Source organism: Arthrobacter sp. PAMC 25486 (assembly GCF_000785535.1).
Taxonomy (GTDB): Bacteria; Actinomycetota; Actinomycetes; order Actinomycetales; family Micrococcaceae; genus Specibacter.
Window position 1 is genome coordinate 4,347,134 of the sequence record NZ_CP007595.1, and the last position, 14,616, is coordinate 4,361,749.

8 protein-coding genes are annotated in these 14,616 nt (G+C 62.4%); 7 read left to right on the forward strand and 1 reads right to left on the reverse strand.

Annotated features, from left to right (window positions below; all coding sequences use genetic code 11):
* Positions 1–215 precede the first annotated feature (215 nt).
* Positions 216–3,215, forward strand: a complete 3,000-nt coding sequence (locus tag art_RS19520) for a glycoside hydrolase domain-containing protein (RefSeq protein ID WP_253901415.1) — start codon at positions 216–218, stop codon at positions 3,213–3,215.
* Between the two features lie 83 nt (positions 3,216–3,298).
* On the opposite strand, the gene art_RS19525 is transcribed toward art_RS19520, so the two are convergent.
* The gene (locus tag art_RS19525) at positions 3,299–5,758 is read right to left on the reverse strand and encodes a glycosyl hydrolase family 28-related protein (protein ID WP_052136814.1); all 2,460 of its coding nucleotides are present in this window, start codon (positions 5,756–5,758) and stop codon (positions 3,299–3,301) included.
* A gap of 344 nt (positions 5,759–6,102) precedes the next feature.
* On the opposite strand from art_RS19525, the gene art_RS19530 reads away from it, so the two are divergent.
* The 6 genes from art_RS19530 to art_RS19555 all read left to right on the forward strand — a co-directional run bounded on the left by art_RS19530 (position 6,103) and on the right by art_RS19555 (position 14,615).
* Positions 6,103–6,981, forward strand: a complete 879-nt coding sequence (locus tag art_RS19530) for an ABC transporter permease subunit (protein ID WP_325169868.1) — start codon at positions 6,103–6,105, stop codon at positions 6,979–6,981.
* 39 nt (positions 6,982–7,020) lie between these two features.
* Positions 7,021–7,959, forward strand: coding sequence for a carbohydrate ABC transporter permease (locus art_RS19535; protein WP_038467585.1), 939 nt, complete (start codon positions 7,021–7,023; stop codon positions 7,957–7,959).
* Between the two features lie 60 nt (positions 7,960–8,019).
* The gene (locus tag art_RS19540) at positions 8,020–9,711 is read left to right on the forward strand and encodes a sugar ABC transporter substrate-binding protein (protein ID WP_038467588.1); all 1,692 of its coding nucleotides are present in this window, start codon (positions 8,020–8,022) and stop codon (positions 9,709–9,711) included.
* Between the two features lie 179 nt (positions 9,712–9,890).
* The gene (locus art_RS19545) at positions 9,891–10,907 is read left to right on the forward strand and encodes a LacI family DNA-binding transcriptional regulator (protein ID WP_038467591.1); all 1,017 of its coding nucleotides are present in this window, start codon (positions 9,891–9,893) and stop codon (positions 10,905–10,907) included.
* 100 nt (positions 10,908–11,007) lie between these two features.
* The gene (locus art_RS19550; protein WP_082000605.1) at positions 11,008–12,177 is read left to right on the forward strand and encodes a Gfo/Idh/MocA family protein; all 1,170 of its coding nucleotides are present in this window, start codon (positions 11,008–11,010) and stop codon (positions 12,175–12,177) included.
* A 122-nt stretch (positions 12,178–12,299) separates the two neighbouring features.
* Positions 12,300–14,615, forward strand: a complete 2,316-nt coding sequence (locus tag art_RS19555; RefSeq protein WP_157875379.1) for a hypothetical protein — start codon at positions 12,300–12,302, stop codon at positions 14,613–14,615.
* Position 14,616: the final 1 nt, after the last annotated feature.

A 14,616-nucleotide genomic window follows, 5' to 3' on the forward strand; every position in this document is an offset into this window, starting at 1 on the left:
GCTTTTCGACGCTTGGACCGGGAACCGGCGCTCGGCCGCAATATGAGTGATTATGAATCGTAATAGGACTTTGCATTCACAAAAGTTCAAGCAAGGATGGAGTATCACTGTCGATACTCTTGGAGCTGCTTCACATGCGCACGCCAGCATCTGCCACGTCAACACCTTCTGCGCCAACCAGCCCGCACCGCTTGCATCCCGAATTGGAATGTGGATTGGGGGACTGGGACAAACTCCTTTATGGCAACCATCGGATAGTTGTGGCGGTGGAAGACGTGCCGGCAGGACGCCGCGCAGTCACCGTTGATCTGCCGTGGCGCCGCCAGGACGCTGACCCCGCAGACATTGATGTCATCGTGATGTCCGGTGCATCAGGGGCACGGGTGCGCAACGTCGTTGCCGTCGAGCGGAGCCAGGCCAGCGGGACGTTCATCTTTGAACCCGTCGACGGCGCAGGGATCTATTACTTCTACTATCTGCCTTACGCCATGGCTGGCAGGTCGCATTATCCGCAGGCACACTACCTGCCCGCCCGTCCGACGGCGGACCCCGCCTGGGTGAATGGCGTGTCCACAAGCGTGTGGTCGGCCGAGCAGGGCTTGCGCGGCAGCCTGGCCCCTGCTGCCACGGCATTGCGTTACGAGTCCGCCAGCGAATGGGACAATTTTGCCCCCATGAACTTCACTGCCACGGACGAGGAACTTGCAGCCCTGCACGATGGGCATCCTGGTGCCGCCTTCATGCTGTTCGCACAGGACCGCCGCCACCCCATTTCCATGAAGTCGGCTGTCCCCGCCCACTGGGCAATACAGGGCCCCACTGCCGTGGCCGGGGACGGCCGGGCCGCTGAGACACTCAGCCTGCCGGCCCAGCCGGGGGAGGACCACATTATTCAGTTGGGGCTCTACGCGCGCGCCGGACTGTCACGGGTGACGGTGGAGGTTGCCGCCAATTCCGACGGCGAGCCGGTGGCTGCCCGCTGTCTGAACACCTCCGGGGTGGACAGGCTGGGCCAGCCCTTCGTTCAGCAACTGGAGGTGGAGGAGGGGGCCGTCCAGGCACTGTTCATTGTGGTTCCGGTTCCTGAATCAGCTGCCGGGTCCTCCCTGGAGGCCGTCATTACGGTAACCACGAGCGCAGGCAGCGCCGAGTTGCTTGTCATGCTCGACGTCGCCCTGGAAGCCGAAGCAGACATCGCCGCCGGCGGATACGGCGACCCCCGCGAACTGCGGCGCCTGGCTTGGCTGGACTCCACGTTGGCGCAGGACGACGAACTCGTGGCACCGTTTACCGCCGTTCGGCTCGATGAACGCAAGCGCACGCTGCACATCCTCGGCAGGAGCATGGAACTCGCCCCCAACGGACTGCCGGCGCAACTGCAGTCGACCTTCACGTCCGCAGTGACCGCCGTGGATGGACCGGCCCGCTCGCTGCTGCTGGAACCGCTGTCGGTGCTGCCTGAACTGGCCGGTGCCGGTGCGGCATGGGAGTTCTCCCCGCTGTCCTTCACCGCGTTCGGTCCGGCCAGGGTGGGTTGGGGCTGTACCTGGACCAGCCCCGACACGCCCCTGCGGGTCACGGTGGAAGGGCAGCTGGAGTCCGACGGCGCTGCCTCCTTCGCCGTCCGACTGGCCGTCCCGCAAGGGGCTGGCCCCGTGGAGCTGGAGGATGTTTCCCTGACCATGGTGCTTGATGCTGAGTCCGTTCCGTTCTCGATGGGGCTGGGCGTTCCCGGCGGGACCCGGCCAGCCGCCATCGACTGGAGCTGGGACGTCGCCAGCAAGAACCAGGACTCTCTGTGGCTCGGTGACAGCAACATCGGTGTCCAGGTGGCCCTGCGGGACGACAACTATGAACGCCCGCTGAACACCAACTTCTACCGCGAGAAGCCGCTCATCGCGCCAAAATCATGGGCAAAGCCGGAACTGGAGGGCCAGGGTGCCGGGGTCACACTCAAGGAGGTTGGCGGCGCAACGGGACGTGACGCCGTCGTGCTTAACGCCTTCAGCGGGGCACGTACCATGGCGCCGGGGGACAGCCTGAATTACGGTTTCCGCCTGCTGCTGACGCCGTTCAAGCCGATAGACCCGGCCCGCCAGCTGCGCAACCGGTACTTCCACGACCAGGGCTCCGTGGCCGACATTGCGGCAACCGGCGCGAGCGTCATCAACATCCACCACGCCACCGAACTGGCACCCTTCATCAACGACCCGCTGCTGCATGCAGATGCGCTGGCCGCCTACACGGCAGAGGCACACGCGGCCGGGCTGAAGGTCAAGGTTTACGACACGGTGCGGGAGCTGACGGGGCACAGCCCGGACCTGCTGCCCATGATGTCCCTCGGTCACGAGATCTTCAATGACGGCCCGGGTGAAGGGCATATTTGGCCGCAGGAACACGCTGGCGCAAACTATGTCTCAGCCTGGTATGCGCCCAATGTAGATGACATTGCCGTGGTGACGGCGGGGGAATCTCGCCTGCAGAACTGGTACATCCAGGGGTTGGATGAGCTGGTGCGCCGGACCGGGCTGGACGGCATTTACCTTGATGACATCGCCTTTGACCGGCACGCCATGAAGCGGGTCCGCAAGGTGCTGGCTGCCCGCTGCGACGAGCCGGAAATCGACATCCACTCCGCTAACCAGTACAACGAACGTGACGGCTTTGCCTCCTCCGCCAACATGTACATGGACCTGCTGCCGTACACGGACAGGCTGTGGCTTGGCGAGTACTTTGACTATGACAACACCGACCCCGCGTACTGGTTGGTGGAGGTTTCCGGCATCCCGTTCGGGCTCATGGGGGAGATGCTGGAAGGCGGCGGAAACCCCTGGCGCGGAATGGTCTACGGTATGACCGGCCGTGCACCGCGCGTGGACAACCGGGCCCTGTGGGAATTGTGGGCGGCCCATGGTCTGGCCGATGCTCCCATGGTGGGGCACTGGGCCCGGGAAATTCCCGTGCGCACCAGCCACCCCGAGGTGCTCGCCACCTCATGGATCACGCCCACCGGACTGGTCACGGCCCTGGCCAGCTGGGCGCCGGAAGCCGTGTCCGTGACACTGGACTTTGCCCCGGATTTTACGCACCTGGCCGGATCCGCCATTGAGGCCCCGGCTGTGGCCGGCTTCCAGGACGCGGCGGCGTTTGGCGCCGGCGGCGCCATCACCGTGGGGCCGCGTCAGGGCACGATCCTGGTGATCAAGGACAGCTGACACGAGGACCAAGGGCGGGCATGGAAATCCCTGCCCGCCCTTAACGTTGCCGCCATGTCGGTGGGCTTCCACCAGGCCTGCGACTATTCGGCGATGATGACCCAACGGTACGTCTGGCCCGAACGCCCGTCGGCAGACAAGGTCCGCACCTCAAGGATATTGGGGCCCGGCACCAGTTCGAGTCGGCAGCTTCCGCCGTGCGGAACGGTGAGCTTGCTGTCGTTGTAGTTGGCGTGCACCGAGGTGCCGGTCGCTGCCGCCACCAGGACGACGTCTGCATGCGTTGTTCCGGCGGGGGCGTGCGTAAGCCATGCCAGTTCCGATGCAGGAGCACCGAAGGTAACGCCCGACCAGACTGGCTCGGCGAGCGGGGCCAGCAGCTCGCCAGCCCCGGGGACAACGCCGGCTATATCTGCGCAGTCGCGACGCTGCGGCGTGTTGGAGGTATTGATTGCGACGCCGTCTGCGTCACCGTCCACTTCCTCGGCAGGCATCGCCCTGATCGTGGCGATGACGTTAAAGCCTGGTGCGTAGTCGTTGCCGGCGAAGGCCAGACCGCTGCTGGCTGCGAAGTCGAAGAGTGCCTCCGCGCAGGCCCCGGGCGCATCCGTCCTGGGTGCGTAGTGGCCCACCACGTTGTTGGTGAACGACAGCCCCGCCACCGACTTGCCCTTCACCAAGGACCCGCCGGGCAGGATCATAAAACGGTTGGCGTCAATACTGACGTTGCTGTGAACTGTTCGCACAGGCTCGGACGCAACGTTGGTGGGGTCGAACCAAATGGCGGCCCAACCGGCAGCAGGCCGGTCAAAGACGTTGTTGCGGATGGTTGCGTTGGTGACGCCGCTGGATTCGTACCAATAATCCGCATCGGCGGAGATGTAGATGCTGGCCATACCCATCTGGTCAAAATGGTTGCGCTCAATAAGCACCGCCTTGGGGGTTGTGACGAGGATGCCCCGGGTGGGTGCCGACTTGAAAGTGTTGCCGGCAATGTAGACCTCGGGCGTGTATGTCATGTTCTCTGCCACATGGCTGCCAACTGCCAGATTCGCCGGCAGGTCCTTATCCACCGTGATGGTCATCCGTTCCAAATCATGGGAGGTGTCCGTGCCCGTAGGCCCGGTCACGGCCACAACCTTGTAGTCATCGGCCCCGTCGGAGAGCATGGTGGCACGCTTGACGAACCGGAGCTCGTCACCCGGGTAGAACTGCGGGAATCCGGCGGAATCACGTTCCATATACTGCAAGGTCACGGTGCGGCTGCCGCGGTCTATGCTCTCCACCTGGACGTAGGTGCCGTGGATGTTGATGGGGTCATCGTGCGGGTTGTCGAAGAGGCAGTTCGTGATCTGTGCCTTGCCGGCGATGCCTGAGAGCTGGATGAAGTCCGCCAATCCGGCAGTCTGGCGCCACGTGCCAGGTTTGGTGCGCAAGACCAATCCGTCAAGGGACACGTCACGGCTGAACTGGCCCACAATGCCGAAGCCGTGAAGGTAGTGCAGTGCCAGGTTTTTCAGCTCTACGCGGGTGGACTCCCAGACAAATCCGCCGGGTGTGTCGCGCGGGCGCTGGCGCAGCTCGTAGACCTTGCCGGAATCGCCCGGGTCTTCAGCGGAGTTGTAGCTGATGCGCAGCATGTCGGTGCCCATTGCCGTCACGGAGCGGGAATCTTCCCAGAGGGGAAGCGGTGAACGCAGGGTCAGTCCGCTGGCCAGGTCTCGAATCTGGTTCTGCCATTCGGTGGCCACTTCGGGGCTGTGGGACCAGTACGGCAGACCTGTGGACGGACTGGTTTCCCCGGAAAAAGTGGCGGTGGCCCCGTGGATGTCCACCGTGACACCGGCAGGAACCCTGATGTCGCGGAAACCAAATCCACCCTCCACACCACTGGCCATCACCGTCAAGTCAACAACCAGCGGGGCATGCCAATCAGTGCTGAAGTTCTTGATGCTCACATCCGTGGAACGAATGACCGCAAATTGTGTTTGGCGCCCATGGAAGGACACCTCCGAGCCCATGCCGTCGACGATGACGTCATGCATGTCCTCGATCAGGATCGCAATATTCTTGACCTTGAATTCTCCGAACCTGCCCACAGTGTTGGAGACGTACAGCTCACGCTTGGGTGCGTCATGTGAGTAGATCGTGTAGCGGCCCGTGGGAAAAACAACCGTGACTGGCGAACCCAGCGCCTTGGCGTGGCAGATGGCGTCCCAAACGGCTGCGGCAGAATCCTGCACGCCGGACGGGTCGGCGCCGAAATCCGTGACATTGACGAGGAGCCGATCAGCAGCGTGAACGGGGAGCGTCGCTGGATCCTGGCTTGTTGCCGCAGCGGCGTGGAAGCCCACCGTGTCCGTGCCCAGCTGTGAGGCTGGCAGGGGTTTGTGGCGTGACCACGGGATGATGCTGGACTGGGTGGACGTGTTGGTCCCCATGCTTGCCTCCACGGCTCGATAGTTCATGGTGCTGGTGACTGCGGAACGGTCAAATACGATCTCCCACGCTTCAAGCGTGCCATGAAAAGGCAGCGTCAGCACAACTGAAAATGATAGATACAGACCTTTGTGCGTAATCAATGATCACCTTCTTGCACATATGGCCCACATCACTTACGATTTGTTAAACGGTTAACATGGCGAGGGTCACAGCAGCGCCGAAGTGCCGCACCAGTGACAACACGTCCCGTCAGAAACAAGGAGAGTCCATGAGTCAAACGCAGCAGGAGTCGGCGGAGCGGCTAGCTCCCGTGGTTGAGATGCCACCGGCCCCCAAAGGCCGCAAGAGCCGCAGCAAAACCAAACGCGGAGAACGGCAGAAATTCCATGACGGGATTCCAGTCCGGGAGCTGACCTTCAAGGCCCGCGTGGTCCGCGACAAGCAAATGCTCCTCATGATGATTCCTGGCGTATTGTTTCTGGCACTGTTCTTTTACATCCCGATTTTGGGCAACGTCATTGCCTTTCAGGACTACCAGCCGTACCTGGGGATCTCCGCCAGCGACTGGGTGGGGATGTCGAACTTCATTGACCTGTATTTCAACCCGGATTTCTGGGTAGCCTTCAAGAACACCATGGTGCTGGCAGTCTGGCAGCTGCTGTTCTTCTTCCCGGTGCCGTTGGCGCTGGCCCTTGTGGTCGACTCGCTCGTCAGCACCAAGATCCGCCGCTGGTTCCAGTCCCTCGTCTACCTGCCGCACTTCCTGTCCTGGGTGCTGGTCATCGCCTTGTTCCAGCAGGTTTTGGGCGGGGCAGGCCTGGTGAACAACATGCTGCGCGACTTTGGACTGGACACCATCCCGTTCATGACCAACCCTGACACCTTCCCGCTGCTGGCAACGATCCAGCTCATCTGGAAGGAATGTGGCTGGGCCATGATCATCTTCCTGGCGTCGCTCGCCGCCATCGACGGCTCACTCTATGAGGCCGCTGCAGCCGACGGTGCCGGCCGCTGGCGCCGCATGTGGCACATCACGATGCCGGGGCTGCGCTCCATCATCGTGTTGCTGCTGATCTTGCGCATTGGCGACATCCTCTCCGTCGGTTTCGAGCAGTTCCTGCTGCAGCACGACGCAGTGGGTGCAGGCGCCGCGGAAGTCCTTGACACCTTCACCTACTTCACCGGTGTTGTTGGTGGTGGCTGGAGCGTTGGTGCTGCCGCAGGCCTGGCCAAGGGCGTGGTTGCTGCACTGCTTATCTGGGGCGCAAACACACTGGCTCACCGCTTCGGCGAACCCGGCATCTTCCAGAAGAAGGTCAGCTAGCCCGGCCCGCCGGACCCTGGCTGAATCAAGGAGAGAATCATGGCTACAACACTTACCAAAACGCGCAAGGCTACACGCCGCGCCGCAGGGCTCAGCTTCGACTCGGGTCGTCCGGCATGGAAGGAACCGGCTTCACCGCTGTACAACTCCATCAAGGGCATCATCATCGGCGGCATCACGCTGAGCATCATCATCCCCATCCTTCTGGTCGTCTCAACCTCCCTTGCCGATGACAAGCAGTTGATCGCTGCCGGAGGCTACGTCCTGTGGCCGAGCAACCCGACCTTCGCCGCCTACGAAGCAATATTCAGCGGCGAGTTCATGTACCGGGCACTGGGGGTCAGTACCGTGATCACCGCGGTGGGAACTTTCCTGGCGCTGTTTGTCACCATCACCATGGCCTACGCCACGTCGCGTCCGGTCCTGTTTGGCCGGCCCGTACTCCTGCTGGTCCTGTTCACCTTGCTCTTTGCCCCGGGACTCATCCCCATGTTCTTGATGGTCAAGCAGCTGGGGCTGCTGAACACGCTTTGGTCATTGATTCTGCCCAGCGTCTTTGCTGCCTTCAACTTTGTGGTGATGCGTTCCTTCTTCATGAACATCCCCACCGAACTGATCGAGGCCGCACGCATTGACGGTGCCAGCGACTTCATGATTCTGCGCAAGGTCGTCCTGCCGCTGTCCAAGGCCGTCATCGCCGTCGTGGGCCTGTTCTATGCCGTGGGCTTCTGGAACGCCTTCTTCAACGCCATGCTCTACATCAATGACCAGACGCTGTACCCCGTCCAGCTGGTTCTGCGTAACTATGTGGTGCAGGGAGGCTCGATGGCGGAAGCCATTGGCGTCACCACCACGCCGCCGCCGCAGTCCATGCAGATGGCCATCGTGGTGGTTGCACTGGTCCCCATTCTTATTGTCTACCCCTTCCTGCAAAAGCATTTCAACAAGGGCGTCATCACCGGTGCCGTCAAGGGCTGACCCAGCCTGCAGGACGTATTTATCAAGCCATCAGCACTACCCATAAGAAAGTTGCAAAAAATGAAACGAGCTGTCAACGAAGCCGGAGTTTCACGCCGGAACTTCCTGGGCCTGGCGGGCGTCTCCGTCGCCGCCATCGCCCTAACAGGAACACTGTCAGCCTGTGGTGGCGGTGACAATGCCAAGAGCGAAGGCGGTGCTGAGGCATCCAAGAAGGTTGTCCTGCCCACCTACAAGGAGTTCACGGGTGTGACTCCTGACCTGCCAGGCAATGCCGAAGGCCTCGAAGCAGGCTTCCTGACCATGCCCAAGTCAGTGCCCTCCACTACGGCAAAGCCGCTCACAGGCCCGATCAGCGTGCTGTCGGAAACCTTCGAGGTCATGGCGCCAGCCATGCCGGACAACCCCTTCTGGCAGCGCTTGAACACCGCCCTCGGTGGGGAGTTTAAGATGCAGATCGTCGAAGACATTGGAGATGGTTACCCGGCCAAGTTCGCCACGATCCTCGCCGGTGGTGATCTTCCTGACCTCATGTGGATCCCGCCGAACCAGGGCATCCCCAACGTCGGTCCCATGCTGGAAGCGAAATTCCAGGACCTGAGCCCGTACCTCTCCGGTGACGCAGTTCTTGACTACCCGAACCTGGCTGCACTCAAGCCTGACTCCTGGCGCACCGCCGTCGTCAACGGGAAAATCTGGGGTGCACCCATCCCCAGCACCCCGTTTGGCCAGGTCATGGTCGGAACGTCAAAGACCTGGGACAAGGTGGGTGGCCTGAACGCGAAGGACGCCGACGAGTTCTTCGAGAAGGCCAAGGAGCTGAGCAATCCAGGGGCGAAGCAGTACGCGTTGGAGCCGGCTTACATCAACGTCCTGCACATGATCACCGAATGGCTCGGTGCGCCCAACTCCTGGGCAGTCAACGACGACCGTTCCCTGACCCACCTCTACGAAACCGACGCCTACGTCGCAGGCCTGGAATACGCAGCAAAGCTCTTCGCAGCCGGCGCGTTCTACCCGGATGTCAATGTCACCAACACCAAGGCCTTGATCATCAACGGCACCTTGGGCGCCGTTGTTACGGCTGGGCCCCGCGACATCCGCGGCTACCGCACCATGGACAAGGACATCAATACGGAGATCCTGGTCCCGTTCGGCTTCGACAGCACGATCACCCCCACCTACGACATGGGCTACGGCACGGTTGGCTACACAGCGTTCAAGAAGACTGACGAGAAGCGGATCAAGGAACAGCTGGCCCTCATCAACTGGCTGTCGGCACCGTTTGGCACGACGGAGTACCTGCAGAAGAACTTCGGTTCCGAGGGCGAAGACTTCACCTTTGATTCTCAAGGCAACCCCATCATGACCGAAGCCGGCCAGAAGAACATTCCAGGTGTTGCCAGTGCACTGAACATCATGTCCAGCCCCGAATCCGTGCTCTACAGCCCCGGCTTCCCGGATGACGTCAAGTACATCCACGAAACAGAGAAGAAGCTGCTCGAGTTCGCCTGGCGCAACCCCACCAATGGCAGCTACTCCGACACCAACGCCAAGGTCGGCCCGAAGATCACCAAGATCGTCCGCGACAAGACCATCGACATCATCACGGGCCGCGCCAAGGTCTCCGATCACGCCGAGGTGCTCAAACGCTGGAAGTCCGAGGGTGGCGACAAGATCCGCGCCGAATACGAGGCAGACTTGAACCCGGAAGCACCCGTGTTCAAGCTGCAGCCTGCGCCCAAGGCGTAGTCGTTGGGGCGGGCTGGCACGTTCCAGTGCCAGCCCGCCCACATTAGGGCTGTCCTGCTGGCAACGGCAGGGCGGCCCCGATCCACCTGAAGGGCGCCAGCAGCAGGCATCACCGAAGCGGGACCCGACATTCAGCACCAGCCAAGCAACACCAGGCATAAGAGAGGACGTTGCCGGAGATGACCCGACCGACCATAAAAACCGTGGCAGCCGCAGCCGGCGTATCGACTGCCACCGTGTCCTATGTCCTCGCAGGGCGAACCAACGGCCAGGGCTCAGGCATTTCCAGCGAGACCAGCCGCCGCGTCCATGAAGCCGCGCACCGGCTCGGCTACCGGGCCAACCAGGCTGCCAGGGCCATCCGGACCGGCAAATCCAATCTCATGCTGTTGTCGCTGACCATGCTTTCGGATCCATGGTCGCTGTCCGTTTCCCGGGCCGTGGGTGCTGCCGTGGCCGACGCCGGAATCACTCCCATGATCCTGGCAGACACCGACTGGCGTGTTGCCATTCCCCGCCAGGGCGCCGACGTCATCTTCATTGACGACGCCGGCCGGCCAGGTGATGCTGAACTGCTGGCCGAACTGGCCCGCACCAATTCCCTGGTGGTGTTCAGCGAAACCCTGGATCCCAACGGATTTGACGTGATCCGCTCCATGTCGGGCTCATCCCTGGCCGCAGCCATGGACCACCTGACGGCCCGCCACGCCAGAGTTGCATTCTTGGCGGCTGCCAGCAGCGTGCGGACACCTGCCCCGGCCCGTTACAAAGCGTATTTGGACGGACTTGCCCGGGCCGGCCAGCCCCTGCGCCCGGAACTCATTGCCACTTTTGACGGCGATGAACAGAACGCGTACGCGGCCGCCGTCGAACTGCTCAGCAGCCCGGAACCGCCCACGGCCATCTTCGCGATCTCCGACTATGCGGCCATTGCCGCCATCCACGCAGCCCAGCGACTGCGCCTGGGGGTGCCGGATGACCTGACTGTGATCGGCGTGGGCAACACGGTCCAGGGGGAGACCATGGTGCCTTCACTGTCCAGCGCCGGTCCCTTGGGATTCTTTTCCGGACTCGCCGACTTCCTGGTGGAGCGGGCACACGACCCCGGTGCCCCACCCCGTGTGCTTGAGTTCCCGTGGCAGCTGCTGCTGCGTGACTCGGCGCCGGCGCATTCCGGTGTGCGCAACACCCCCTAAATCTGCAACACCCCTAAATTTTGTAACATCCAAAGAGAGAAGTGAAGAAGTGACTGAATTGCTTGAGTCCGCGGCCGGTCCGGCGGCACCCGTGCGGGATATGCGGGTTGGCCTGGTTGGTTTTGGCCTCCGTGCGTCATTGTGGCGCCACGTGCACAAGCCGGGACAGGGTTCCGAAGTAGTCATGGTGTGCGACACCTCTGAGCGTGGCCGTGCTGATGCTGGCGAGAAAATTCCGACGGTGCAGGTCACCTCGAGCCTGGAAGAGCTGCTGGGTGCCGGGTTGGATGCCGTATTGGTGCTGACCCCGGACAACCGCCACGCGGAAATTGCTGTGGAGACGTTGAAGGCCGGCATCCCGACCTTCTGCGAGAAGCCTCTCGATGTCACCCTTGAGGCGGCCGATGCCATCCTCACCACTGCGTTTGTGACGGGCACGCGCCTATACGTTGGCCACAACATGCGCCACATGCCGGTGGTGGTGCAGATGCGTGAGCTCATCCAGTCCGGTGCGATCGGCGAGGTCAAGGCCGTCTGGTGCCGACACTTCGTGGGCAATGGCGGAGACTACTACTTCAAGGACTGGCATGCCGAACGTGCCAACACCACGAGCCTGCTGCTGCAAAAGGGTGCGCACGACATTGATGTCATCCACTGGCTGGCCGATGGCTATTCACGGAAGGTCTCAGCCATTGGTGACTTGGCTGTCTATGGTGATGTTGCCAGCCGCCGTGACAACTCGGACCGGCGCATGTGGGACTGGTTTTCACTGGAGAACTGGCCACCCACCGAGCAGACCGATTTGAACCCTGTCATCGATGTTGAGGACATCTCCATGATGCAGATGGTGCTGGACAACGGGGCCTTGGCTTCCTACCAGCAGTGCCATTTCACGCCAGATTACTGGCGTAACTACACTGTCATCGGTACCAAGGGCCGGATTGAAAACTTTGGTGACGGTCCTGGTGATTTCATCCATGTCTGGAACACCCGGTCCCAGGGCGGCTTTGTGGAGCCGGACCTCAAAGTGGAAATCCGCGACGGAGAGGGCGGTCATGGCGGAGCAGATCCCCTGTTGATCGCCGAGTTCCTGCGCTTTGCCCGTGACGGCGGTGCCACGGAGACCTCGCCGATCGCCGCGCGCGAAGCCGTTGCTGCTGGTGTTTTGGCTGCGCAGTCGCTGCGTTCCGGCGGCGGGGCAATAGAAGTTCCGGCTCTCCCGGCAGAACTCGTGGAGTACTTCAACGCAGGACAGCCACACCGCGGCTAGCAAGCAGCTGGTGTGTGGCGGGCGCCGGGCAGGGAAGAAACTTGCCTGCCCGGCTTTTTCGCGTCCACCGCAGCAGCAGGTGCCGGAATCTTTTGGGGGAAAGTACATGTGGGGAGAAACCATTGAATTTGTCACAGGCGTCCGCAGGGGCGGCACCGGAGCACGGTGGGCCGGCAGCGGCCGACAACATGGTGATCGAAGCGCCTGTCACATCATGGGACGACGCCGTGCCGCTGGGCAACGGGCTGCTGGGCGGATTGTTCTGGGGCGAGGCAAACACGCTCCGGCTGTCCCTGGACCGGGGCGACCTGTGGGACGAACGCACCCACGGCGACCCCGACTGGTGGCGCAAAAACCCGTGGTCTGCCATCACGGAAGACAACCCTGACCCCTGGGGCGGCTACTACCAGGGTGCCACACCCACCAAGCTGCCATCCGGCCGGGTGGAGCTGACTCTCGCCGCAGGTGCCACCGTGGAATCCTTCGAACTGCGCCTGGCTGAAGCCGAAGGTGTTGCCACCATTAGCGGTGGTGCCAGCGCGCGTGCCTTTGCCAGCGCCACCTCCCCGGTGCTCATCATGACCGTCCAGGGCGCGGCAGTGGAACGCGTGGATCTCGTGCCGGCCGGTACCGCTCCGGGTGGTGATGAACAGTTTGCCAACACCCACAGCGGCGGTGCCGTTGCCGCACTCGGCTACCCGGCACCCGTGCGCGGCGCTGCCGAAGAATTCCATTGGTACATCCAGGAAGCGGCCGATGGTTTCTCCTATTGTGCCTGCGTGGGCGTTGAAAGTTCCGGTACGCAAACCCGCTTGGCCGTAGTGGTGGCAACGTCCGGGGACTGTGCACCCGACCAGGACCTGCTGGCCCTGGCACGGGAGCGGTGCCGGGAAGCCCTCGCCGCCGACCCGCAGGAACTCGAGCTCGCCCACAGGGCCTGGTGGCGCGAATTCTGGGCACAATCCAGTGTTTCCCTGCCCAGCCCCCTGCTGCAGCGCAACTACCAATTCACCCGCTACCTCTACGGTGCCGGCTCGCGCAAGGGTGCCCCGCCCATGCCCCTGCAAGGTGTCTGGACCGCGGACAATGGAGGGCTGCCGCCATGGAAGGGCGACTACCACAATGACCTCAACACCCAGCTGACGTACGGCGCCTACCAACAGTCCGGAGACTTTGAATCCGGCGAATCATATCTGGACTTCCTCTGGCAGCTCGTGCCGGAATTCTCACAGTTCGCCCGCGATTTTTACGGCACGGGCGGGCTGGCCTCCCCAGGCATCATGTCCCTGAGCGGACAACCGTTGGGCGGCTGGAGCCAATACTCCATGTCTCCCACCATGAGCGCATGGAACGCACACCTGTTCTACCTGCACTGGCGCTACACGGCCGATGAAACATTCCTGGCCGAACGGGCCTACCCGTGGGCGGGTGGCGTCGGCACGTGCCTGGCGGAACTTCTCACAACCACCAACGACGGCGTACTGGTCCTTCCGCGCTCCTCGTCACCGGAAGTTTTTGACAACTCAGGTGACGCCTGGTTGGTGCCCAACAGCAATTATGACCTCATGTGCTTGAAAATGCTCTTCCATTCCCTGACGGAAATGGCTGATGCCCTGGGCCTGAGTGAAGAAGCTGCACGATGGGCCGGGCTTGCCGCCAAGCTCGGTGATTACCACACGGCTCCGGACGGTGAATTGTTGCTCGATGCCAGCACCCGGCTTGAGGAAAGCCACCGTCATCTGTCCAACCTGATCGGCATCCACCCCTTCAACCTCATCTCCATCGAAGGCGGGGAAGAGGACCGGCGGCGCATCAAGGCATCGCTGGAGGCCTGGGACGAGTTGGGCACGGATTGGTGGACGGGCTATTCCTGGTCCTGGATGGGTTGCCTGCGGGCCCGGACCGGTGACGGAGAAACAGCCGCCCGGCACCTGGAAATCTTTGCCCGCGCCTTCACCTCCCGGAACGGCTTCCACATCAACGGAGACCAGACGGGGGAGGGGCACTCAAAATTCACCTACCGGCCCTTCACCTTGGAAGGGAACTTCTCCGCCATGCAGGGCACTCACGAAATGCTGCTGCAAAGCTGGAGCCCCACCCCCGGTGTATCAGGCACCGAGGTGGTGCGGATATTCCCGGCAGTGCCGGAAAGCTGGGACACCGCATCTTTCCACGATCTCCGTGCTGAGGGCGGCCACCGGGTTTCTGCACGGCGCGAAGGCGGGGAAACCACCTGGTTTGAACTTGTGGCAGGGGCCACCGGACCCGTGAGCATCCGGGACAACTTTTCCGGCCGGGACCCGCAGTGGTCCGTCCCCGGAGTTGTCCGGGATGGGGCAGACTTTGTCTTGGAAGTTCGTCGGGGTGATGTGCTTACGGCAACTTTCGACCGCACTAGTGGGCAAGCAGCGCACAAGGCGGCGAGGGAGAGGCTGTAAT